The sequence below is a fragment of the Pseudomonas sp. JS3066 genome (assembly GCF_036328175.1).
Lineage (GTDB): Bacteria > Pseudomonadota > Gammaproteobacteria > Pseudomonadales > Pseudomonadaceae > Metapseudomonas.
On sequence record NZ_CP143312.1, the window covers coordinates 5,062,138 to 5,085,218 of the forward strand.

The following is a 23,081-nucleotide window of genomic DNA, read 5'->3' on the forward strand; positions in this document are numbered from 1 at the left end:
CTGGAGTCGACCATGACCGATCCCCTGCTCATTCCCTGCGCCCAATGCGCCGGGCTGAACCGCATCCCCACCGCCCGCCTGGGCGATTCCCCACGCTGCGGGCACTGCAAGAGTGCCGTACTTCCCGCCACCCCCTTCGACCTGAACGAAGCCGACTTTGCCAAACAGCTGCGTGGCGACCTGCCCCTGCTGGTGGATGTCTGGGCCGACTGGTGCGGCCCCTGCAAGTCCTTCGCCCCCATCTACCAGCAGGCCGCCAGCCAGCTCCAGGGCCGCTGCCGCCTGGGCAAGCTGGACAGCGAAGCCAATCGCAATCTGGCCGGCCAATTGAACATCCGCTCCATCCCGACACTGATCCTGTTCAAGGACGGCAAGGAAGTCGCCCGGCAGAGCGGCGCTTTACCTCTGGCACAGCTGCTCGGCTGGCTCAGCGCACAAGGCGTCTGATCACTCCGGTCAATGCGTCTGGCCGTCCCGGTCATTGCCGGGACGGTCAAGGTCGCTAGGCTCTGTGAGTCCCCACGTCGGAGCCCGCCATGTCCATGCCCATCGAACTGGTTCGCCAGTTGACCGAGGAACAGATCGCTTTCGTCAAACGCAGTGGCCTCAAAGCCGAGCTCCTGGAGCCCGGCCACGTGCGCTTGCGCATGCCATTCAAGGGCAATCAGAACCACATCGGCACCCTCTACGCAGGTGCGCTTTTCACACTGGCCGAAGTGCCCGGTGGAACCCTGTTTCTCACCAGTTTCGACAGTCGTCGCTTCTACCCCATCGTGAAAGAAATGAACCTGCGCTTCCGCCGCCCGGCCAAGGGGGACATCACGGTGGACGCCCGAATCGACCAAGCGGAAATCGAACGTGTCCAGCGGGATGCCGAGGCAAACGGCAAGGCGGAGTACTGGCTGGAGCTGCAATTGCTGGACGCCGGTGGTGAAGTCGTCGCCGAGAGCCGCGGGCTCTACCAGATGCGGGCCTATTGACAGCCTTGCGCTGGATCAAATGCTGTCACGGCGAAAGACCGCAGAGTGTGGGCTTCACAGGAGGCCCACACCATGTTCCAGCACATCCTGGTCGCCCACGACCTCAGCCACGAAGCTGACATCGCCCTGCACCGCGCCATCCAGCTCGCCCGCCAACACGGTGCACGCCTCACCTTGCTGCATGTGCTCGAGGACCATCTGCCCAACGCGGTGCAGAGCAACCTGCGCGACGCCGCCCAGCACTACTTCAACGAGCATCTGGCGCGACTTGGAGCCGAAGACTGCCAATTGCTTCTGCGCAAGGGCCGCCCAGCCCAGCAGATCCTCGAGGAAATGGGCGACATCGGCGCCGACCTGCTGGTGATCGGCCGGCACCATCACAACGCACCGGAACTGTTCATCGGCACAACGCTGGAGCGCGTCGCCCGTCATCTGGCCGCGCCTTTGCTGCTGGTAGTGGGAGAACGACCGGAGCGGCCCTATCAGAACGCCGCAGTGGCCCTGGATTTTTCCCTGTGCGCCTGCGACGCCCTGCGTATGGGGTGCACCCTGGTACCTCGCGACGCCCAGCTCGTCGCGATCAACGTGATGGAACTGGGCAACCGTCTTCTGTCGAAAAGCAACAGTTCAGCCGACTTCCTCGCCACCCAGCGAGAACTGCTGGAGAATGTTCTGGAAGACGAGCTCTCCGGACTCTCGGACGAGGTGCCAGCCGTGGCGATTGAAGTAGTGAGCGGAGCCCTGCCCCGAGCGCTTGACGAAGCTATTTCAGCGCATTCCCCGCAATTGCTGGCTCTCGGCAGCCATGGGCGCAGCCTCATATCGCAGGCGCTTCTGGGCAGCCTTGCCCTGCGCTACCTGCAAAACCCGCCTTGCGACCTGTTGCTGGTCAAATAACACATTCGCCCCGGCAAGCCGGGGCGAATGAGATGACCTGCGCTTCCACCTGCTTCAACTTTCCAGCAGATCGTGCAGTTCGACGAACTGCTGGGTCAGCTTGTGCCGTGGTTCGAGGAAGATCAGTGGTTTGCACGCCTGATGCGATTCGCGCATTTTCACCGACATCATCAGGTTCACCGGAAGTACCGGCAGCCCTTCCTCCAGCAGCTCATCCAGCAGTTGTTGGGGCAGCGACGCACGCGGCTGGAACTGGTTGACCACGATGCCTTCCACCTCCAGCCCCTCGTTGTGGTCGTCTCTGAGCTCTTCGATTTCTGCTAGCAGCCCGTAGAGCGCGTTACGGGAGAAACTGTCGCAATCAAAGGGAATCAGGCAACGATCAGCGGCGATCAAGGCGGAAACCGTATAGAAATTCAAGGCTGGCGGGGTATCCAGATAGATCCGGTCGTACTCCCCATCCAGGTCCTCCAGCAACTTCCGCAGCTTATTGATCTTGTGCTTGGCCTCCAGCTTGGGCTGCAGGTCGGCCAGTTCCGCCGTGGCGGTGATCACATGGAGGTTGTCGTAGGGCGTCTCGTAGATATCCACCTTGCCCTTGCGAAAGGCAGTAGCCGACAGCGTCTGCTTGAAGAAGTCGGCAATACCCATGGGGATGTCGTCGCCGGTCAGGCCGGTCAGGTAGTGCGTGGAGTTGGCCTGGGCATCCAGGTCGATCAGCAGGGTGCGATACCCCTGTGAAGCGCTCACCGCTGCCAGGTTGCAAGCAATGCTGGACTTACCCACTCCGCCCTTCTGATTGAAAACCACGCGCCGCATTGCACACCTCCCGGAACCAGATAAGTACCGGATTCTATGCAATGCCCATGACAAGGGCGAGGGCCGGCGCGAAAAGCACCAAATCCACGCGGCAACTCCGCGTCCGGCAACGGCGGAAAGCGCACGCCAAAACTACAAGGAGCTGATCTCGCGTATCTCTAAAAATAATCTGTGCCCCGCAGCAGTACCTTCCGCCACCCTACTCTCCGGCTGCGCCAGCATCGTCGGTGACAGCCGTTACCCCGTCGCCGTTTCCAGCACCCCAGGTGGTGCTAGCTTCGAGGTCAAGGACAGCACGGGCAAGGTGGTGCATTCCGGCACGACGCCCGCCACCGTGACCCTGAAATCGGGCGCCGGCTATATCGATGGCGCCGAATACACCATCGCCTTCAAGAAGGACGGCTACGAAACCCGGCAGATTAGGCTGTACTCGTCCCTGAGCGGCTGGCACTGGGAAAACATCCTGTTTGGTGGCGTGATCGGCCTGCTGATTGTCGATCCGTTGACCGGTGCGATGTACAAGCTTCCCGAAGAAACCACGTTGAACGTGGGTGATAACGTTGTGGGACAAGCCGCTGGTAAGCGGCCTCACGCTGCTGACCATCTATCAAGTGCCCGAGGCCCAGCGGGACGAACTGATCAGGATCAACTGAAAAGAAAAGGCCGCGAAAGCGGCCTTTTCTTTTTGCCTCGGGGTCAGGCGTGGTACTGCGCCGAAAGCTCGTGCACCGCCTCGAAGAAGGCGCCGGCGTGGGCCGGGTCGACTTCCGGAGTGATGCCGTGACCGAGGTTGAATACGTGGCCAGAGCCCTTGCCATAGGCTACGAGGATGCGGCCCACCTCGGCGCGGATGGCAGCCGGGTTGGCGTAGAGCACGGACGGGTCCATGTTGCCCTGAAGGGCGACCTTGTCGCCGACACGGGCGCGGGCGCTGCCGATGTCGCAGGTCCAGTCCAGGCCCAGGACTTCGGCTCCGCTGTTGGCCATGGATTCCAGCCAGAGCCCGCCGCCCTTGGTGAAGAGGATTACCGGTACACGACGGCCATCGTGTTCGCGGATCAACCCGTCGACGATCTTCTTCATGTAGGCCAGGGAGAATTCCTGGTAGGCCGCCGCCGAGAGGCTGCCACCCCAGGAGTCGAAGATCTGCACTGCCTGGGCACCGGCCTTGATCTGGCCGTTCAGGTAGACGGTCACCGATTGGGCCAGCTTGTCCAGCAGGGCGTGCATGGCTTGGGGATTGTCGTAGAGCATCGCCTTGGACTTGCGGAAGTCACGGCTGGAGCCGCCTTCGACCATGTAGGTGGCAAGTGTCCAGGGGCTGCCGGAGAAGCCGATCAGCGGCACGCGGCCGTTCAGTTCTCGGCGGATGTTGCGGACGGCATCCATCACGTAGCCCAGGTCCTGCTCCGGGTCCGGGATCGGCAGGGCTTCGATGTCGGCCAGGCTGCTCACGACTTTCTTGAAGCGCGGACCTTCGCCGGTCTCGAAGAACAACCCCTGGCCCATGGCGTCGGGGATGGTGAGGATGTCGGAGAAGAGGATCGCCGCGTCCAGCTGGGGATAACGATCCAGCGGCTGAACGGTGACTTCGCACGCCAGCTCGGGGTTCTTCATCAGGCTGACGAAGTCACCGGCCTTGGCGCGGGTGGCACGGTATTCCGGCAGGTAACGACCGGCCTGGCGCATCATCCAGACGGGAGTGACATCAACGGGCTGCTTGAGCAGGGCGCGAAGGAAACGGTCGTTCTTCAAGACGGTCATGGCAGTGTCCAACGAAAAAGTGCGGGCATTTTCGCAGAGCCCAATGCAAAAGGCACGGCGGGTGCCGTGCCTTTTGTCCATCGCGACGAATTGACGCGCCATCCGGTATTTCCAAGCGTCGCGAGCGCGCGGCTTAGACGCCGAGGTAGTCGAGGATGCCCTCGGCGGCGGTACGTCCTTCGAAGATCGCCGTCACCACCAGGTCGGAACCACGGACCATGTCGCCACCGGCGAAGATCTTCGGGTTGCTGGTCTGGTGCTTGAATTGCGACTGCGCAGGGGCTACCACGCGACCTTGGCTGTCCAGGCTGATGTCGAACTGCTCGAACCAGGGAGCCGGGCTCGGACGGAAACCAAAAGCGATCAGCACGGCTTCGGCCGGGATGATCTCCTCGGAGCCCGGGATCGGCTCGGGGCTGCGACGGCCACGGGCGTCCGGCTCGCCAAGACGGGTCTCGACCACCTTCACGCCTTCCACCTTGTCTTCACCGACAATCGCGATGGGCTGGCGGTTGAAGAGGAACTTCACGCCCTCTTCCTTGGCGTTCTTCACCTCTTTGCGCGAACCCGGCATGTTCTCTTCGTCACGGCGGTAGGCACAAGTAACGGCCTTGGCGCCCTGGCGAATGGAAGTGCGGTTGCAGTCCATCGCGGTGTCGCCACCACCCAGGACCACCACGCGCTTGCCCTTCATGTCGACGAAGTCCGCGGGGGACTTCTCGAAGCCGAGGTTGCGGTTGACGTTGGCGATCAGGAAGTCCAGCGCGTCGTGCACACCCGGCAGGTCCTCGCCCGGGAAGCCGCCCTTCATGTAGGTGTATGTGCCCATGCCCATGAACACTGCATCGAACTCTTCGAGCAGCTGGTCCATGGTCACGTCCTTGCCCACTTCAGTGTTCAGGCGGAACTCGATTCCCATGCCGGTGAAGACTTCGCGGCGACGGCTCAGTACCTGCTTCTCGAGCTTGAACTCGGGGATACCGAAGGTCAGCAGACCACCGATCTCCGGGTTCTTGTCGAAGACCACCGGGGTCACGCCGTTGCGCACCAGGACATCGGCGCAGCCCAGGCCAGCCGGGCCCGCACCGATGACGGCAACGCGCTTGCCGGTGGGCTTGACCTTGGACATGTCCGGACGCCAGCCCATGGCGAAGGCGGTGTCGGTGATGTACTTCTCCACCGAGCCGATGGTCACCGCACCGAAGCCGTCGTTCAGGGTGCAGGCGCCTTCACAGAGGCGGTCCTGCGGGCACACCCGGCCACAGACTTCCGGCAGGGTGTTGGTCTGGTGCGACAGCTCGGCGGCGGCCAGGATGTTGCCTTCCGATACCAGCTTCAGCCAGTTCGGAATGAAGTTGTGCACCGGGCACTTCCACTCGCAATACGGGTTGCCGCAGCCGAGGCAGCGATGAGCCTGGTCAGCCGCTTGCTGCGGCTTGAACAGATCATAGATCTCGACGAATTCCTTCTTGCGCTGGCGCAGAAGCTTCTTCTTCGGATCCTTGCGCCCGACCTCGATGAACTGGAAGTCGTTGTTCAGACGTTCAGTCATTAAAAAAACCTCATCAAACCACTTCAGGCGCTGTTGTTATTGCGGGTTGGCACGGGTGCTGGAGAGCAGCGAAGCGAGGCTCGCGGCTTTCGGCTTGACCAGCCAGAACTTGCGCAGGTAATCGTCCAGGTTTTCCAGCAGATGGGCACCCCAATCGCTGGAAGTTTCCTTCACGTACTCGACCAGCACGCCGTGCAGGTGGCTACGGTAGGCCTCCATGGACTCGTTGCTGATACGCTGGATCTCCACCAGTTCGTGGTTGACGCGGTCGACGAAGCTGTTGTCCTGGTCGAGCACATAGGCAAAGCCGCCGGTCATACCGGAGCCGAAGTTGTAGCCGGTCTTGCCGAGGACGCAGACGAAGCCGCCGGTCATGTACTCGCAGCAGTGGTCGCCAGTGCCTTCCACCACCGTGTGGGCACCGGAGTTACGCACTGCGAAACGCTCGCCTGCGGTACCCGCAGCGAATAGTTTGCCGCCGGTGGCGCCGTAGAGGCAGGTGTTGCCGACGATAGCCGAATCCTGGCTCTTGAACGGGCTACCTTTGGGCGGAGTGATCACGACCTTGCCGCCGGTCATGCCCTTGCCCACATAGTCGTTGGCATCACCTTCGAGGTAGAGGTTCAGACCGCCGGCGTTCCAAACGCCGAAGCTCTGGCCTGCGGTACCACGGAAGCGGAAGGTCACCGGGGCGTCTTTCATGCCCTGGTTGCCGTGACGACGGGCGATCTCGCCGGAAATCCGCGCGCCAATGGAGCGGTCGCAGTTGCAGATGTCCAGATCGTAGACGCCGCCAGTCTTGCCTTCGACGGCCGCTTTGGAAATGTCCCACATCTTCTCGGCCAACAGGCCCGGGTCGAAGGGCGGGTTCTTCTCCACTTCGCAGAACTGTGGCTTGTCGGCCGGCACATGGTCGCTGCCCAGCAGCGGGCTGAGATCCAGGTGGCCCTGCTTCTCGGTATCACCCGGCAGCAATTCCAGCAGGTCGGTACGACCGATCAGTTCGCTCAAGCTGCGCACGCCCAGCTTGGCCAGCCATTCACGGGTTTCTTCGGCAATGTAGGTGAAGAAGTTCATCACCATTTCGACGGTGCCGATGAAGTGGTCCTTGCGCAGCTTGTCGTTCTGGGTGGCGACGCCAGTGGCGCAGTTGTTCAGGTGGCAGATACGCAGGTACTTGCAACCCAGGGCAATCATCGGGGCGGTACCGAAGCCGAAGCTTTCGGCGCCGAGGATGGCGGCCTTGATCACGTCGAGGCCGGTTTTCAGGCCGCCGTCGGTCTGTACACGTACCTTGCCACGCAGGTCGTTGCCGCGCAGGGTCTGGTGGGTTTCCGCCAGACCCAGTTCCCACGGGCTGCCGGCGTACTTGATCGAGGTCAGCGGGGATGCGCCGGTGCCGCCGTCGTAACCGGAGATAGTGATCAGGTCGGCATAGGCCTTGGCCACGCCAGCGGCGATGGTGCCGACGCCAGCTTCAGCCACGAGCTTCACCGAGACCAGCGCCTGCGGGTTGACCTGCTTGAGGTCATAGATCAGCTGGGCCAGGTCTTCGATGGAGTAGATGTCGTGGTGCGGCGGCGGCGAGATCAGGGTGACGCCAGGCACTGCATAGCGCAGACGGGCAATCAGACCGTTGACCTTGCCACCGGGCAGCTGGCCGCCCTCACCGGGCTTGGCGCCTTGGGCAACCTTGATCTGCAGCACTTCGGCGTTGACCAGGTATTCCGGGGTGACGCCGAAGCGGCCGGTCGCCACCTGCTTGATCTTGGAGCTCTTCACCGTGCCGTAGCGCGCCGGGTCTTCACCACCCTCACCGGAGTTGGAGCGGCCGCCCAGGCGGTTCATGGCTTCGGCCAGGGCCTCGTGGGCCTCGGGGGAAAGTGCGCCCAGGGAAATGCCCGCCGCATCGAAGCGCTTGAAGATGGACTCCAGCGGCTCGATTTCGTCCAACGACAGCGGCTGGTCGATGGTCTTGACCTTGAGCAGGTCGCGCAGCATCGATACCGGACGGCTGTCCACCAGTGCGGTGTATTCCTTGAACTTCTCGTAGTTGCCCTGCTGCACGGCTGCTTGCAGGGTGTTCACCACGTCCGGGTTGTACGCGTGGTACTCACCGCCGTAGACGAACTTCAGCAGGCCGCCTTGCTGGATGGCCTTGCGGTTGTTCCAGGCTTCGAAGGCCAGCAGCTTCTGCTCGGACTCGATGTCGACGAAGCGCGCACCTTTGATGCGGCTGGCAACGCCACGGAAGCTGAGGTCCACCACTTCTTCCGAGAGACCCACAGCTTCGAACAGCTGTGCGCCACGGTAGGAAGCGATGGTGGAGATGCCCATCTTCGACAGGATCTTCAGCAAGCCCTTGGAGATGCCTTTGCGGTAGTGCTTGAAGACCTCGTACAGATCGCCCAGCACTTCACCGGTGCGGATCAGGTCAGCCAGCACTTCATAGGCGAGGAACGGATAGACCGCGGACGCACCGAAGCCAACCAGCACTGCGAAATGGTGCGGGTCCCGGGCAGTGGCGGTCTCGACCAGGATGTTGCAGTCGCACCGCAGGCCTTTCTCCACCAGGCGATGATGCACGGCGCCAACAGCCAGGGAGGCGTGAGCCGGCAGCTTGCCAGGGGCGATGTGGCGGTCGGTCAACACCAGCAGGGACTTGCCGGAACGCACAGCCTCTTCGGCCTGGTCGGCGAAGTTGCGTACGGCGGCTTCGAGGCCGAGACTCTCTTCGTAGTTCAGGTCGATGATCTGCCGCTCGAAGCCCGGACGGTCCAGGCTCATCAGCGCGCTCCACTTGGCCGGGGAGATCACCGGGCTGCTGAGGATCACGCGGGTGGCATGGTCAGGCGACTCGCTGAAGATGTTGCGCTCGGCGCCGAGGCAGATCTCCAGGGACATCACGATGGCTTCGCGCAACGGGTCGATCGGGGGGTTGGTGACCTGAGCGAACTGCTGGCGGAAGTAGTCGAACGGCGAACGCACGCGCTGGGACAGCACGGCCATGGGCGTATCGTCGCCCATGGATCCGACCGCTTCCTGCCCTTGCTCGGCCAGCGGGCGCAGTACCTGATCACGTTCTTCGAAGGTGACCTGGAACATCTTCATGTACTGCTTGAGCTGGTCGCTGTCGTAGCTGGCCACACCGTGGTCGTCATCCAGCTTGGCCTGGATGCGCACAGCGCTCTGGCGAAGCCACTGCTTGTACGGGTGACGCGACTTCAGGCGGCTGTCGATGTCTTCGGTGTTGAGGATCTGACCGGTCTCGGTGTCCACCGCAAGAATCTGGCCCGGGCCGACACGCCCCTTGGCGAGCACATCTTCCGGCTTGTAGTCCCACACGCCGATTTCCGAGGCGAGGGTGATATAGCCGTTCTTGGTGGTCACCCAACGGGCCGGACGCAGGCCGTTGCGGTCCAGCAAGCAGACGGCATAACGGCCATCGGTGAGCACGACACCGGCGGGGCCGTCCCAGGGCTCCATGTGCATGGAGTTGTATTCATAGAAGGCGCGCAGGTCGGCATCCATGGTTTCCATGTTCTGCCAGGCCGGCGGGATGATCATGCGCACGCCACGGAACAGGTCGATGCCGCCGGTGACCATCAGCTCGAGCATGTTGTCCATGCTGGAGGAGTCGGAGCCCACGCGGTTGACCAGCGGGCCCAGCTCGTCGATGTCGGGTAGCTGCTCGTTGGCGAACTTGGTGCGACGGGCAACCGCCCAGTTGCGGTTACCGGTGATGGTGTTGATTTCGCCGTTGTGGGCGAGGAAGCGGAAGGGCTGCGCCAGCGGCCACTTCGGCAGAGTGTTGGTGGAGAAGCGCTGATGGAAGACGCAGATAGCGGTCTGCAGGCGTTCGTCACCCAGGTCCGGGTAGAACTGCTGCAGGTCGGCCGGCATCATCAGGCCTTTGTAGATGATGGTCTTGTGGGAGAAGCTGCAGATGTAGTGGTCGGCGTCCGCGGCATTGGCCACGGAGGAGCGACGACGGGCGCTGAACAGCTTGACTGCCATTTCCTGGTCGCCCAGGCCTTCACCACCGATGAACACCTGCTCGATCTGCGGCAGGCGCTCCAGGGCCAGGCGGCCGAGGACGCTAGTGTCCACTGGCACCTTGCGCCAGCCAATCAGTTGCAGGCCGGCAGCAAGGATTTCGCGATTCATGTTTTCGCGAGCCGCTTCGGCGCGAGCCGGGTCCTGGTTGAAGAAGACCATGCCGACCGCGTACTGGGCAGGCAGCTCGACCGAGAAAGTTTCCTTGGCAATCGCGCGCAGGAAAAGGTCGGGCTTCTGGATCAACAGACCACAACCGTCGCCGGTCTTGCCGTCGGCATTGATGCCGCCGCGGTGGGTCATGCAGGTCAGGGCTTCAATGGCGGTTTTAAGAAGATGGTGGCTCGCCTCGCCCTGCATATGGGCGATCAAGCCGAAACCGCAGTTATCCTTGAATTCATCAGGATGGTACAGACCTGCTTTCATAGGGGAACTCTCACCAGGGTTGCCTTCAGAAAAAGGCAGAATTGCTTTGTAATTCAACTCCTTACCATACGCGCAGGACTTGACGCCAGCTTTTGCGTAGGGCAAAGGGAGGTCATTGTACATAGCCCATTGGTCGATCACAAATCTTCGCGACCAATCAATGAAAGCCAATGTCGCAAAAATGAATGAATGAACCGGGAGGTCGTGCTAGCGACCGCCCAGTCAAAAGGCGGGGGATCAGGCTCGCAGAATACTAGCGAGCCATTTCCTGCTTGATGCTGGCGAAAGTCTTCGGCCAGGGTTTACCAGCCTGAACCTTGGCCGGCAAAGATTTGATCGCAGCCTGTGCTGCGGTTCGGCTTGGGAAGCTGCCGTAGGTTACGACGTAAAGCGTCTTGCCCTGGTGTTGCTTCTTGAAATAGCGGTACTGCCCCCCATTCTGCTGAACGAAGGCCTTGGCGCTATTTTCCGAACTGGTACCGAGCACCTGCAGAGCGAAATGGCTGCCCGTCTGGCCACTGTACCAGCCATTGCCCGCAGCACCGCCGGTCGATGCAGGCGCAGGATTCTCAGCCGGCTTGGCAGCAGCCTGAGCAGGAACAACAGCTGGTTTGGCAGCAGCGGCAGGCTTAGTTGCGGCGGCCGGCGCGGTAGCCGATGCCGATGCAGGGGCAGCCGGTCTGGGCGCAGCTACCGGAGCGGCAGGGACCGCAGCAATGGGCTGGGCCGGCGTGGGCAATGGCTGCGCCGACGCGATGGGCTCCACAGGCGCAGTCGGTGCCGGGCCAGCGGTCGCGCCCTGCGGCGGCGCAGTGGTGGTGACCGTAGGCGGTAGGCTGGCACCCCCTTCAGGCGCCGGGCTGTCTTCCGGCTCACCCTGACCAGCAGCCTGGGCCAACGGCTCACGAATCACCGGCTGGGCCTCGCCCACCAACGGCAACGGCAGCGGCTGCGAGGAACCCGCGAACTCCACGGCTGGCGAGCCGGCATCCCCACCACTGGCCGCCTGACCGGCAGGCGCCTGCCCCAAGGGCAATTGGGCAGTGGCGGATGCAGTCTCAGCGGTACTTTCGTTGCGACCCTGCATCATCCAGGCAGCAATCACACCGACCCCGACCACGGCCAGGGCGAGCAGGTGCTTCTTCGGCAGACTGAAGCCACCAGTGGATTTCCGCGAAGCTCCGCGCTCTGCGAGCATGGTTTCGATCATGAGATCGCGCGCAACCTGGTTGATCGAACCCGGCCAGCCGCCGGACTGCAGATGAATTTCTTCCACCTGCTCATCGCTGAGCAACTCGATCCCGCGTCCCGCACCTTCCAGGCGCTGGGCGAGGTACTCGCGAGTTTCTTCCGGGCCATAGGGCTGCAGCTCGATTACATGGAATCGCTCCTCGCCCTCAACCAGCGCATCCAGGCGCGCAAGCAGGGAGTCCTCGCCGAACAGGAAAACGTGAGTGCGCGCTTCGACATTGCCCTCGGCAAGGGACAGCAGGTTTTCCAGGGAGGCGTCGTCCAGTTCCTCCGCGTCGTCCACGAGGAGGTAGACCTCCTGACCGGTCAGGGCAAGCTGGCCGACCTGGGCAAGAATGGAGCGTACATCAGCCTGCGCAACGCTCAGTCCCTGAGCGATCTGGCGCAGCATTCCGCCAGCCTCGACCGAATTACGCGCCGAAACCACCAGACTCTGAACCGCTTGCTTATTGGTGCTCGCCACGAGGGCCTGACGCAGCAGAGTCTTGCCACTGCCATGGGGGCCGCTCACCACCAGCATCAACTGGCTGTAGCGCGCCAGGTGGTGCAGTTGACCCAGCACCGGCTTGCGCTGGGCCGGAAAGAACTTGAAGCCAGGCACCCGCGCCGCGAACGGGTCATGGGTGAACTGGTAGTGACCTAGGTAGGCCTCGTCGGCGTGCAGGCTGCTCATGGGAATCCTTTACTCTCCAAGCTTGTCGGCCAGGGCGCGATAGTCGGCGGCCAGGGTGGCCTCGAGCACGTCACGCGAATAATCGGCAGTCACGACGGCATCACCAATCCGGCGCAACAGCACCAGGCGCAATTGGCCATCGAGTACCTTCTTGTCTACGGCCATGTGCTGGAGGAAATGTTCCGGCGTCATGTCCATTGGCGGTACGACCGGCAAGCCGGCACTGCGCAGCAAGCGAATCGCCGCGTCGCGCTCGTCGGTGGAAATCCAGCCCAGACGGCTGGACATCTCCAGGGCCATGACGGTACCCGCGGATACCGCCTCGCCATGCAGCCAGGCACCATAACCCATATGGGTCTCGATGGCGTGACCAAAGGTGTGGCCCAGGTTGAGGATGGCGCGCAGCCCGGACTCACGCTCATCCACGCCCACCACCCGCGCTTTGGCGGCACAGGAGCGCTCGATGGCCTCGGTCAAACTGCCGGCGTCGAGACCGCGCAGGGCAGTCATCTTCCCTTCCAGCCACGGCAGGAAAGGTTCGTCGCAGATCAGGCCGTACTTGATCACTTCGGCCAGTCCGGCAGACAACTCGCGCTCCGGCAGCGTGCGCAGGCTGTCCGTATCGATGATCACCGCCTTGGGCTGGTAGAACGCACCCACCATGTTCTTGCCCAGCGGATGGTTGATCCCGGTCTTGCCGCCAACCGAGGAGTCCACCTGAGACAGCAGCGTCGTAGGCACCTGGATGAAGTCCACGCCACGCTGGTAGCACGCGGCGGCAAAGCCGGCCATGTCGCCAATAACCCCGCCCCCCAGGGCGATCACAGTAGTGCGGCGATCATGGCGATCACCCAGCAGAGCGTCGAAGATCAGCTGCAAGGTTTCCCAGTTCTTGTGCGCCTCGCCGTCGGGCAATACCACCGGCAGGACCGAGTAGCCCTGCAAGGTCTGGGTCAGCTTTTCAAGATAGAGGGGCGCCACGGTCTCGTTGGTGACGATGGCCACCTTGCGACCGGCGATGTGCGGCGTGAAAAGTTCCGGACGCGATAGCAGCCCGGAACCAATATGGATGGGATAGCTACGCTCGCCAAGATCGACCTGAAGTGTCCGCATGGGGCCCCCGATATAAAAAGGGCTAAAGGATAGCGCAGTTCCGCCCGCGCTTTAACGGGGCGGGAGTGCCTGTAGGCGCGCCAGTATTTCTTGAACCACCATGCGCGGCGGCCGCTCATCGGTTTCGATGATGATGTCAGCGATCTCCCGGTAGAGCGGATCGCGAATGGCCATCAGGTCGCGCAGCACCTTGCCCGGATCGGCTGACCGCAACAACGGTCGATTACGATCACGCGAGGTGCGCTCGATCTGCTGCTCCACCGAGGTGTGCAGATAGACGACCCGACCACCGCCACGCAGAGCCTGGCGATTGGCCGGACGCAGAACCGCGCCACCGCCAGTCGCCAAAACGACGCCGTCATGACCGCAGAGTTCCTCGATCATCGACTGTTCGCGATCGCGAAAACCCTGCTCGCCTTCGACGTCGAATATCCATGGGATATCCGCTCCAGTGCGCTGTTCGATTTCCTTATCGGAGTCCTTGAAGGGAAGTCGCAGTTCTTTAGCAAGCAAACGCCCGATGGTGCTTTTTCCTGCTCCCATCGGGCCAATCAGAATCAAATTTCGCACCGATATCAGCGACTCACCGCAATGGCCTGGTTATTCATAATGCGGGGAGTGAGGAATACCAGGAGCTCGGATTTCTTGTCCTGAACCACGTCGCGACGGAACATGCGGCCGAGGAAGGGCAGGTCGCCGAGGAAGGGCACCTTGTCCACCGCCTTGGTTTGGGTGTTGGAGAATACCCCACCTATCACGATGGTTTCACCATCATTGACCAGTACCTTGGCGTTTACCTCGTTCTTGTTGATCGGCGGCACACCGTTCAGGGCGTTGCCGAAGTCCGGAGCGTCCTTGGTGACCTTGACCTCCATGATGATGCGGTTGTCCGGAGTGATCTGCGGAGTCACTTCAAGGGAAAGGGCCGCTTCCTTGAAGGAGGTGCTGGTGGCGCCGCTGGAGCTGGCTTCCTGATAAGGCACTTCCTGGCCCTTGAGGATCTTCGCGGTTTCCTTGTCGGAGGTGACCACCTTGGGCTGCGATACGATTTCGCCGTTACCGGTCTTTTCCATCGCCGACAGCTCAAGGTCGAGGATGGTGTTGTCGGTAATGAAGCCGATGCCGATGCTCGAGGTTGCGCCAGTGGCGCCCAGATCGACGAAGGGCGCGTTGGCCAGGTTCACGTTGCCAGCCTGATTGGCAGCCGGACGGCCGGCACCACCGCCACCGATGACAAAGTTGTTGTCGCCAATGCTCGCACCACGCCAGTTGACGCCAAGCGCCTTGTCGTAGTCGACGTTGGCTTCGACGATGCGCGCTTCGATCATTACCTGGCGAACCGGGATATCCAGCTGGGTCACGATACGACGCAGCTCTTCCAGTTTGTCCTGGGTCTGATAGGCGATGATGCTGTTGGTGCGGTCATCCACAGTAATGGAGCCGCGCTCATCAGCGCCGGCAGCACTCGGGTCACCGCTGGTGACGGACTGGAACAGCTTGGCAATGTCCGCGGCCTTGGCGTAGTTCACCTGGATCAGCTCACGACGCAGTGGAGCCAGTTCAGCGATCTGTTTCTGCGATTCCAGTTCCTGGCGTTCGCGGGCAGCGATCTCGTCTGCAGGCGCGACCAGCAACACGTTACCCACTTTGCGCTTGTCCAGGCCCTTGGTCTTCAGGACCAGATCCAGCGCCTGATCCCAAGGCACGTTCTGCAGCCGCAGGGTGATGTTCCCCTGAACGGTATCCGACGCCACCAGGTTGAGGTCGGTGAAGTCGGCGATCAGTTGGAGTACGGAACGAACGTCGATGTCCTGGAAATTCAGAGACAGCTTCTCGCCGGAGTAGGCGAAACGCTCAGTCTTGCGTTTTTCCACGTCATCCTGAGTCAGCGGCTTGATACTGACGGTCAGTTTGTTGTCGGTCTGGTAGGCGAGGTAGTCGTAGTACCCGGTGGGTTCGATACTGATACTGGCGTTACTGCCGGAGCCGGAAGCGCTGACGAACTGCACTGGAGTGGCAAAATCCTTCACGTCGAGACGGACGCGCAGCGGCTCAGGGATCTGAGTCTTGGAGAAGTCCAGGCGAATCTTTCCGCCCTGTTCCTGGATATCCGGGCTGACACTGGGGTCTGACAGGGTGATGACCACATTACCCTCACCCTGCTCGCCGCGCTGGAAGTCGATATTCTCGATGGCACGCCCAGTACTGGCGTAGCTCTTGGCCGACTGGGAAGCAGTCAGGGGCGCGGCCACGGGAGCCGGGGCGGATGCCACGGGGCGAGGCGCTGTAGACGAAGTCGCGGAATCGCCCACCAGCACATAGAGATTGCGGCCATCAACACGGGTGCTGTAGGGCACCAGGGTCGACAGGTTGATGATCAGGCGAGTGCGATCCTTGGCTTCCACCACGGTCACGCTACGAGCGTTCCCTACACCCAATTCGCGGTTCTTGGAACCCAGCTTGTTGGACACACCTGGCAAATCCAGGGCGATACGCGCAGGCTGCTCGATGGTATAGCCACGCGGAGCCGTCACGGGCTCGTCGAATGCCAGTTTGAGTTCAACCCTGTCGCCTGGGAGAGCCGCGACATCCAATGCCTGCAGGTTCGCAGCCAATAGCGCTGGCGACAGCAGGGCGGCCAATAGCGTGATACCAAGGCGCGATAGCGAGCTTTTCATCATCTGGTTCCGTTGTGCAGACCGGTAGTTATTCTTCATCGGTGATTCACCTCGCCCTCAAGAGCGCTCCCTGAGCGCGAGACTACGTGGACGCTCCAGCCATCCGCCTTCCCCGTCCGGGACGATCTCGATCACGTCGACCTTGGCTTCGTCGATATCGACGACACGGCCATGGTTGCGCCCCAGATAATCCCCAACCTTGACCCGGTGCACCCCTCCAGCGCCACTGACCAAGGCAAAGGTCCCCGAGCCGTTGGACAACGTGCCCACCATCTCGAAGGATTCGATATTGAAGCCTTCGAGGAACTGCTTGACCCGAGTTTCATCCGGGTGAATGTCCTTCGAACCCTTCTGCTGCTTTGCCAGGTCGATCTTGATCGGCGGCTGGAAGGGGCTGCGCAAGGCGGCAGCGCTATAGGTAAACGCCTCGTAAGGCTGGAACTTCGGCAAGGGTTCTATGGAGCCCTTGGGTCGGGCGCGCACTTCATCCATGTAGGCCTGTAGATCGCCAAAGTCGTTGCCGACGCCACAGCCGGAAAGGCCGGCCAGCATCAGGGCACAGAGCACCAGTCGGGCGCGAGGACTACTCATTTCTGCAGCCCCTTGTCGTTGTAACGGTAGGTCTTGGCCAGGATCGACATGCGCAGCTTGGAACCGCTGTCGTCGGAAACCGGCTTGATCTCAAAATCATGCAAAGTCACGATTCGCGGCAGGCTGGCCACGCCACTGACGAAGGTAGCCAGGTCGTGATAGCCGCCTACTACGGAAATCTGAATCGGCAGCTCGATATAAAACTGCTGGGCCGCTTCCGGAAGCAGCTTGATTTCCTCGAACTCGAGACCACTGCCCAGGCCGGTACGGGTAATGTCTTCCAGCAAACCCGGCACCTCGGTGTCGCTCGGCAGCTGGCGCAGCAAGGCACCGAAGGAGGTTTCCATCTCCTTCATCTGCTCCTTGTAGGCTTCCAGGTTGGCAGCCTGGAACGCCTTGGTAGCGAACTGTTCCTTCAAGGTTGCTTCTTCGGCGCGCTTCGAGTCCCACTGGAGCTCGAGGTCCTTGAGGTGGAAGTTGTAACCCAGCACGAGCACGAGAATCAGCAGCAAGATGCAGGCAATGACCTTGACCGCGATGGGCCAGGAGCCGAGGTTGTTGACGTCGAGATCGGCGAGATCGATCTTGCGCAGACTTTCCAGGGAGTCGGAGAAACTCATTTCGCGGCTCCTTTATTGGCGGTGTTCGCGTTCGCAGCACCAGGCTTGCCGTTTTCTTCCTCTGCGCCCGGCTGGGTCTGCTGCACAGTCAACTGGAATACGTTGGCCTGATCCACCGCACCAGCGGTAACCGCCTTGACGCCGGTGAGGTTGGGTGCGGTCAGCCACTCGGAGGCATCCAGGTTGCGCATCAGGTTGGAAACCCGATTGTTCGACTCAGCCGCACCAACGATGGCGATGCTCTTGCCTGTCATCTTCACGCCCGTGAAGAAGACGCCATCAGGCAGCGTCCGAACCAACTGATCGAATACGCGACCGATGATCGGCCGGTTGCCCTGAAGGTCCTGGATGATCTTCATCCGCTCGAGAAGCTGCTGACGACGAGTCTTCAGCTCACTGATTTCCTTGATCCTGGCGTCCAGGACAGCGATTTCCTTGCGCACGAAGTCGTTGCGCGCCTGCTGGTTCTCGATTGCGCTGTTCAGGTATTGGTCGCCGAGGAACACTGCGCCAGCGCCCAGGGCCAGAATGGCCCCGAGCGCGACCAGGAATCGCTGTTTGCGTTCCTCGCGTAGCTGCTCACGCCAAGGGAGTAGGTTGATGCGCGCCATCAGTCGAAACTCCTCATCGCCAAGCCGCAAGCAATCATCAGCGCAGGCGCATCGCTGGCCAGGGCACCCGCATTGACCTTGCTACTCAGCGCCATGTCGGCGAAGGGGTTGGCAACCAGGGTCGGCGTACCGATCTTCTGCTGGATCAGGCGATCCAGATCAGGAATCGAGGCCGTACCGCCGGCCAGGAGGATGTAGTCCACGTCGTTGTACTGGCCCGCGGCAAAGAAGAACTGCAGCGATCGGGATACCTGCTGGACGACGGCATCCTTGAACGGTTGAAGGACCTCGCTGTCGTAGTCATCCGGAAGACCGCCTTGCTTCTTGGCAAGACCAGCTTCCTCGACCGAAAGCCCATAGCGACGCTGAATCTCCTCGGTCAACTGGCGACCACCGAAAAGCTGCTCCCGCGTATAAATGGTACGACCGTTGTGCAGCACACTGAGGGTCGTCATGGTGGCGCCGATGTCAACAACCGCCACGGTAAGTTCGTCGTGGGAATCACCGAGCTGGGCCGAAAGCAGTGAATAGGCGCGTTCCAACGCGTAAGCCTCGACATCGACGACCTTGGCCGTAAGTCCTGCCAGGGCAAGCGCTGCCTCACGTACTTCGACGTTTTCCTTCCGGCAAGCAGCCAGAAGTACGTCGACCCGCTCCGGATTGCGAGCCGAGGCGCCTTGCACCTCGAAGTCGATGGCGACTTCTTCCAACGGATAGGGAATGTATTGGTCGGCCTCGATTTTCAGCTGATTCTCCAGATCATCATCGGAGAGACCGGCTTCCATCTCGATGGTCTTGGTAATCACGGCCGAGCCTGCCACGGCGACCGCAGCGACCTTGACCCCGGTTCGCGCCTTGGTGACAACGCGGGAAAGCGCCTGCCCAACGCCCTCCAGTTCCGCGATGTTCTTTTCGACAACCGCATTTGGAGGGAGTGGCTCGACGGCATAGGACTCCACTTTGAAGCGGCTTCCCGAGCGACTCAATTCAAGGAGCTTGACTGAGGTCGAGCTGATGTCGATCCCCAACAGCGAATTCGCTTTCTTATTGAAGAGCCCTAGCACGACCGATTTCCTATCAGCGTCCGAGACTTACGGACGATTTATGTTTTTCCACATTAAATAGCAGTCTTGACAGAAGCGCAAATGGCTCCCCCGGAAAAAAAACGCTTATAATGTGATCGGCTTTTGCCTTTTATCATCGCCTTTCGCTTAACTCATTCTTTTGTCTGGAAATCCACAAGCCTTGATGCGCCTGCTGAAGTTTTTCTGGTGGTCTTTCGTTGCCGTTTTCTGTGGCCTATTGCTCAGTTTCAGCGGCGCCTACCTCTATCTTAGCCCCAGCCTTCCGTCCGTCGACTCGCTGCGCCGAATTCAGCTCCAGATCCCGCTGCGCGTATATAGCAGCGACGGCAAGCTGATCGCCGAATTCGGCGAGATGCGCCGTTCTCCGGTGCGTTTCGCCGACATTCCGCCTGATTTCATCCAGGCGCTGCTAGCCGCCGAAGACGACAATTTCGCGAACCATTATGGCGTCGACCTCACCAGCCTGATGCGCGCTGCCACGCAATTATTGAAGACCGGCCACATCCAGACGGGCGGCAGCACCATCACCATGCAGGTAGCGAAGAACTACTTCCTAACCAGCGAAAGAAGTTTCTCCCGCAAGATCAATGAAATATTGCTGGCCCTTCAAATTGAACGGGAACTCAGCAAAGACGAAATTCTTGAACTTTATGTGAACAAGATCTACCTCGGTAACCGTGCATACGGTATCGAGGCCGCCGCACAGGTCTATTACGGCAAGTCCATTCGCGAAATCAGCCTGGCGCAGATGGCCATGATCGCCGGCTTACCCAAGGCACCCTCCCGCTTCAACCCGCTGGTCAATCCGACCCGCAGCAAAGAGCGTCGCGACTGGATTCTTGGCCGCATGTACAAGCTCGGACGAATCGACGAGGCCCGCTACCAGCAGGCCCTCAACGAGCCGATCGACGCCAGCTACCATGTTCCGACCCCGGAGCTCGCTGCTCCCTATATCGCAGAGATGGCCCGAGCCGAAATGGTAGGTCGCTATGGCAGCGACGCCTATACCGAAGGTTTCCGGGTCACCACCACGGTTCCCAGCGACCTTCAGCAGGCCGCCAACTCCGCCCTGCGCGAGGGCCTGATCGACTATGACCAGCGCCACGGCTATCGCGGCCCCGAAACCCGCCTGCCAGGCATGACCAAGGAGACCTGGCTGCAGGAACTGGCCAAGCAGAAATCCCTGGGCGGCCTGGAACCGGCCATCGTTACCCAGGTAGAGAAGAGCGGCATCCTGGTCCTGACTCGCAGCGGCCAGGAAGAAGCAGTGGGCTGGGACAGCATGAAATGGGCCCGCCCCTTCCTCAACACCAACAGCCTCGGCCCTCGCCCTCAGCAGCCCGCGGACGTAACCCAAGTTGGCGATCTGGTCCGCGTTCAGCGCCAGACCGATGGCAGTCTGCGTTTCGTCCAGTTGCCCGCGGCGCAAAGCGCACTGGTTTCCCTGGACCCGAACGACGGCGCCATTCGTTCGCTGGTCGGCGGTTTCTCGTTCGAACAGAGCAACTACAACCGCGCCGCCCAGGCCAAGCGCCAACCGGGCTCCAGCTTCAAGCCCTTCCTTTATGCCGCTGCCCTCGACAACGGCTTCACTGCCGCGAGCCTGGTGAACGACGCCCCGATCGTCTTCCAGGAGGCGGGCATGGAAGAAGCCTGGCGTCCGAAGAACGACAACAACACCTTCCTCGGCCCGATCCGTCTGCGCGAAGCGCTGTACAAGTCGCGCAACCTGGTTTCAATCCGTGTTCTGCAGGCAGTCGGGATCGACTACGCACTGAACTATGTCAGCCGTTTCGGCTTCAACAAGGATGACCTGCCGCGCAACCTGTCCCTTGCCCTGGGCACCGCCAACCTCACGCCGCTGGAAATCGCCGGCGGCTGGAGCACTTTCGCCAACGGCGGTTACAAGGTTCAGCCCTATCTGATCGAGCGCATCGAGAGTCGGGATGGCAAGACCCTGTTCGTCGCCAACCCGCCACGGGTTCCGGAGGGGGAAGTGCAAGCTAGCGAGGTCGCACAATCCACCGCAGCGCCAGACACCCTGCTCGCTTCCGCCGATGCGGCCGCACCTCAGAGCCCGGCTCCGGCCTTGGCCGAGCGCATCATCGACCCCCGCACCACATTCATCCTCAACAGCATGCTGCAGGATGTGATCAAGCGCGGCACCGGTCGCCGAGCCCTGTCCATGGGGCGTAGCGATATCGCCGGCAAGACCGGGACCACCAACGAATCGAAGGACAGCTGGTTCTCCGGCTACAACGCCGATTACGTGACCACCGTCTGGGTCGGCTTCGACCAGCCGGAAAGCCTGGGTCGACATGAGTACGGCGGCACCGTCGCACTTCCGATCTGGATGGACTACATGAGCGCCGCACTGAAAGACAAGCCAGCCCATGTCCAGCCTGAGCCCGCCGGCCTGCTGACGCTGCGCATCGACCCACTCAGCGGCCGCGCAGCCAGCCCCGGAACGCCGGATGCCTTCTTCGAGCTGTTCAAGAGCGAGGACACCCCACCGCCTATGAGCGAACTCGAGCCCGGTCTGGCCATTCCCGGCAGCCCGCTGCCGGCCGACGAAGCCGCGCCTATCGACCTGTTCTGAGAAACAGGCACGCATAAAAAAGCCCCGCATTGGCGGGGCTTTTTTTGCGTCTCGGCTTAGCCGTTGAACACTTCATCCACCGACTTCAGCGGATAGTGTTTCGGATAAGGCAGGGTCGCCACACCGGACTCGATGGCAGCCTTGGCCACAGCGTCGGAAACGACGGTGATCAGACGCTTGTCCATGGGTTTCGGAATGATGTACTCGCGACCGAACTCCAGAGAGCTCACGTTGTAGGCGTCGCAGACGTCCTTGGGCACCGGCAGTTTGGCCAGATCGCGCAGGGCCAGGGCAGCGGCGATCTTCATCTCTTCGTTGATGCGAGTGGCGCGCACGTCCAGGGCACCGCGGAAGATGAAGGGGAAGCCCAGAACGTTGTTGACCTGGTTGGGGTAGTCGGAACGACCGGTGGCCATGATCACGTCGTTGCGGGTCTCGTGAGCCAGTTCCGGCTTGATTTCCGGGTCCGGGTTGGAGCAGGCGAAGACGATCGGGTTGGCCGCCATGCGCTTCAGGTCTTCCGGGCTCAGCAGGTTGGCGCCAGAAAGGCCAACGAACACGTCAGCACCATCCAGAGCTTCGGACAGGGTGCGCTTGTCGGTTTCGTGGGCGAAGACGGCCTTGTACTGGTTCAGATCGTCGCGACCGGCGTGAACCACGCCCTTGCGGTCGATCATGAAGATGTTCTCGACCTTGGCGCCCATGCTCACCAGCAGTTTCATGCAGGAGATGGCGGCCGCACCGGCACCGAGGCAGACGATCTTGGCTTCAGCCAGGTTCTTGCCAGCAATTTCCAGGGCGTTGAGCATGCCGGCAGCAGTCACGATGGCGGTGCCATGCTGGTCGTCGTGGAAGACCGGGATGTCGCACTGCTCGATCAGTGTGCGTTCGATCTCGAAGCACTCGGGTGCCTTGATGTCTTCGAGGTTGATGCCACCGAAGGTGATGGAAATGCGCTTGACGGTGTCGATGAAGGCTTGAGGGCTTTCAGCGTCCACTTCGATGTCGAATACGTCGATGCCAGCGAAGCGCTTGAACAGGACGCCCTTGCCTTCCATTACCGGCTTGGAAGCCAGCGGACCGAGGTTACCCAGGCCGAGAATTGCAGTGCCATCGGAAATGACCGCTACCAGGTTACCCTTGCCGGTGTACTTGTAGGCCAGTTCGGGATCACGCGCGATCTCGCGTACCGGCTCGGCGACGCCCGGGCTGTAGGCCAGCGAAAGGTCGCGGGCGGTGGCGGTCGGCTTGGTCAGCTCGACGCTGAGTTTCCCGGGGCGGGGTTGGGCATGGTATTCGAGAGCGGCCGTTTTCAGATCAGACATTTTGGCATTTCCGCTTTTGCTTGTGACAGACGTGACGGGCG

The 23,081-nt window shown here is 61.4% G+C and carries 18 protein-coding genes; 5 read left to right on the forward strand and 13 right to left on the reverse strand.

What is annotated here, in order from left to right; all coding sequences use genetic code 11:
* Positions 1-12 precede the first annotated feature (12 nt).
* The 3 genes from trxC to SA496_RS23850 all read left to right on the forward strand — a co-directional run bounded on the left by trxC (position 13) and on the right by SA496_RS23850 (position 1,877).
* Positions 13-447: a thioredoxin TrxC gene (trxC, locus tag SA496_RS23840; RefSeq protein ID WP_330114572.1), complete on the forward strand. Its 435-nt coding sequence runs from the start codon at positions 13-15 to the stop codon at positions 445-447.
* Between the two features lie 89 nt (positions 448-536).
* The gene (locus SA496_RS23845) at positions 537-980 is read left to right on the forward strand and encodes a PaaI family thioesterase (protein ID WP_330114573.1); all 444 of its coding nucleotides are present in this window, start codon (positions 537-539) and stop codon (positions 978-980) included.
* Positions 981-1,052: 72 nt separating this feature from the next.
* Positions 1,053-1,877: a universal stress protein gene (locus SA496_RS23850; RefSeq protein WP_120654176.1), complete on the forward strand. Its 825-nt coding sequence runs from the start codon at positions 1,053-1,055 to the stop codon at positions 1,875-1,877.
* Positions 1,878-1,931: 54 nt separating this feature from the next.
* On the opposite strand, the gene SA496_RS23855 is transcribed toward SA496_RS23850, so the two are convergent.
* Positions 1,932-2,696 carry a ParA family protein gene (locus tag SA496_RS23855; RefSeq protein ID WP_120654175.1) on the reverse strand — a complete coding sequence of 255 codons (765 nt, stop codon included), beginning with the start codon at positions 2,694-2,696 and terminating at the stop codon, positions 1,932-1,934.
* Here SA496_RS23855 and SA496_RS23860 point away from each other — a divergent pair.
* Complete coding sequence (locus tag SA496_RS23860; protein ID WP_330114574.1) at positions 2,677-3,480, forward strand: hypothetical protein; 804 nt, start codon at positions 2,677-2,679, stop codon at positions 3,478-3,480. The genes SA496_RS23855 and SA496_RS23860 overlap by 20 nt on opposite strands.
* Here the strand turns inward: SA496_RS23860 and hemE are convergent.
* The 11 genes from hemE to SA496_RS23915 all read right to left on the reverse strand — a co-directional run bounded on the left by hemE (position 3,393) and on the right by SA496_RS23915 (position 19,095).
* Positions 3,393-4,460, reverse strand: coding sequence for a uroporphyrinogen decarboxylase (hemE, locus tag SA496_RS23865; protein WP_330114575.1), 1,068 nt, complete (start codon positions 4,458-4,460; stop codon positions 3,393-3,395). The genes SA496_RS23860 and hemE overlap by 88 nt on opposite strands.
* 133 nt (positions 4,461-4,593) lie before the next feature.
* Positions 4,594-6,012 carry an FAD-dependent oxidoreductase gene (locus tag SA496_RS23870; protein ID WP_120654174.1) on the reverse strand — a complete coding sequence of 473 codons (1,419 nt, stop codon included), beginning with the start codon at positions 6,010-6,012 and terminating at the stop codon, positions 4,594-4,596.
* A gap of 36 nt (positions 6,013-6,048) precedes the next feature.
* Positions 6,049-10,494, reverse strand: a complete 4,446-nt coding sequence (gene gltB, locus SA496_RS23875; RefSeq protein ID WP_120654173.1) for a glutamate synthase large subunit — start codon at positions 10,492-10,494, stop codon at positions 6,049-6,051.
* A 253-nt stretch (positions 10,495-10,747) separates the two neighbouring features.
* Entirely contained in the window at positions 10,748-12,418 is a 1,671-nt protein-coding gene (locus tag SA496_RS23880; RefSeq protein WP_330114578.1) for an AAA family ATPase, read from the reverse strand.
* 9 nt (positions 12,419-12,427) lie between these two features.
* Positions 12,428-13,531: a 3-dehydroquinate synthase gene (gene aroB / locus SA496_RS23885; protein ID WP_120654171.1), complete on the reverse strand. Its 1,104-nt coding sequence runs from the start codon at positions 13,529-13,531 to the stop codon at positions 12,428-12,430.
* Between the two features lie 51 nt (positions 13,532-13,582).
* On the reverse strand, positions 13,583-14,101 hold the full coding sequence (aroK, locus tag SA496_RS23890) for a shikimate kinase AroK (RefSeq protein WP_077524753.1): 519 nt from the start codon (positions 14,099-14,101) through the stop codon (positions 13,583-13,585).
* Between the two features lie 5 nt (positions 14,102-14,106).
* A complete protein-coding gene (pilQ, locus tag SA496_RS23895) occupies positions 14,107-16,209 on the reverse strand; it encodes a type IV pilus secretin PilQ (RefSeq protein ID WP_120654170.1) in 2,103 nt (700 codons plus the stop codon).
* A 57-nt stretch (positions 16,210-16,266) separates the two neighbouring features.
* The gene (pilP, locus tag SA496_RS23900) at positions 16,267-16,800 is read right to left on the reverse strand and encodes a type 4a pilus biogenesis lipoprotein PilP (protein ID WP_120654169.1); all 534 of its coding nucleotides are present in this window, start codon (positions 16,798-16,800) and stop codon (positions 16,267-16,269) included.
* Positions 16,797-17,420: a type 4a pilus biogenesis protein PilO gene (gene pilO, locus SA496_RS23905; protein WP_120654168.1), complete on the reverse strand. Its 624-nt coding sequence runs from the start codon at positions 17,418-17,420 to the stop codon at positions 16,797-16,799. Before pilO ends, pilP begins: the two co-directional genes overlap by 4 nt.
* Positions 17,417-18,031 (reverse strand): type 4a pilus biogenesis protein PilN, encoded by a 615-nt coding sequence (pilN, locus tag SA496_RS23910; RefSeq protein WP_153918161.1) that lies wholly within the window; start codon positions 18,029-18,031, stop codon positions 17,417-17,419. Before pilN ends, pilO begins: the two co-directional genes overlap by 4 nt.
* Positions 18,031-19,095: a pilus assembly protein PilM gene (locus SA496_RS23915; protein ID WP_330114581.1), complete on the reverse strand. Its 1,065-nt coding sequence runs from the start codon at positions 19,093-19,095 to the stop codon at positions 18,031-18,033. The genes pilN and SA496_RS23915 overlap by 1 nt, the downstream gene beginning before the upstream one ends.
* Positions 19,096-19,279: 184 nt before the next feature.
* On the opposite strand from SA496_RS23915, the gene SA496_RS23920 reads away from it, so the two are divergent.
* On the forward strand, positions 19,280-21,715 hold the full coding sequence (locus SA496_RS23920; RefSeq protein WP_162945865.1) for a penicillin-binding protein 1A: 2,436 nt from the start codon (positions 19,280-19,282) through the stop codon (positions 21,713-21,715).
* A gap of 56 nt (positions 21,716-21,771) precedes the next feature.
* On the opposite strand, the gene SA496_RS23925 is transcribed toward SA496_RS23920, so the two are convergent.
* The gene (locus SA496_RS23925) at positions 21,772-23,040 is read right to left on the reverse strand and encodes a malic enzyme-like NAD(P)-binding protein (protein WP_120654164.1); all 1,269 of its coding nucleotides are present in this window, start codon (positions 23,038-23,040) and stop codon (positions 21,772-21,774) included.
* Between the last annotated feature and the right edge of the window lie 41 nt (positions 23,041-23,081).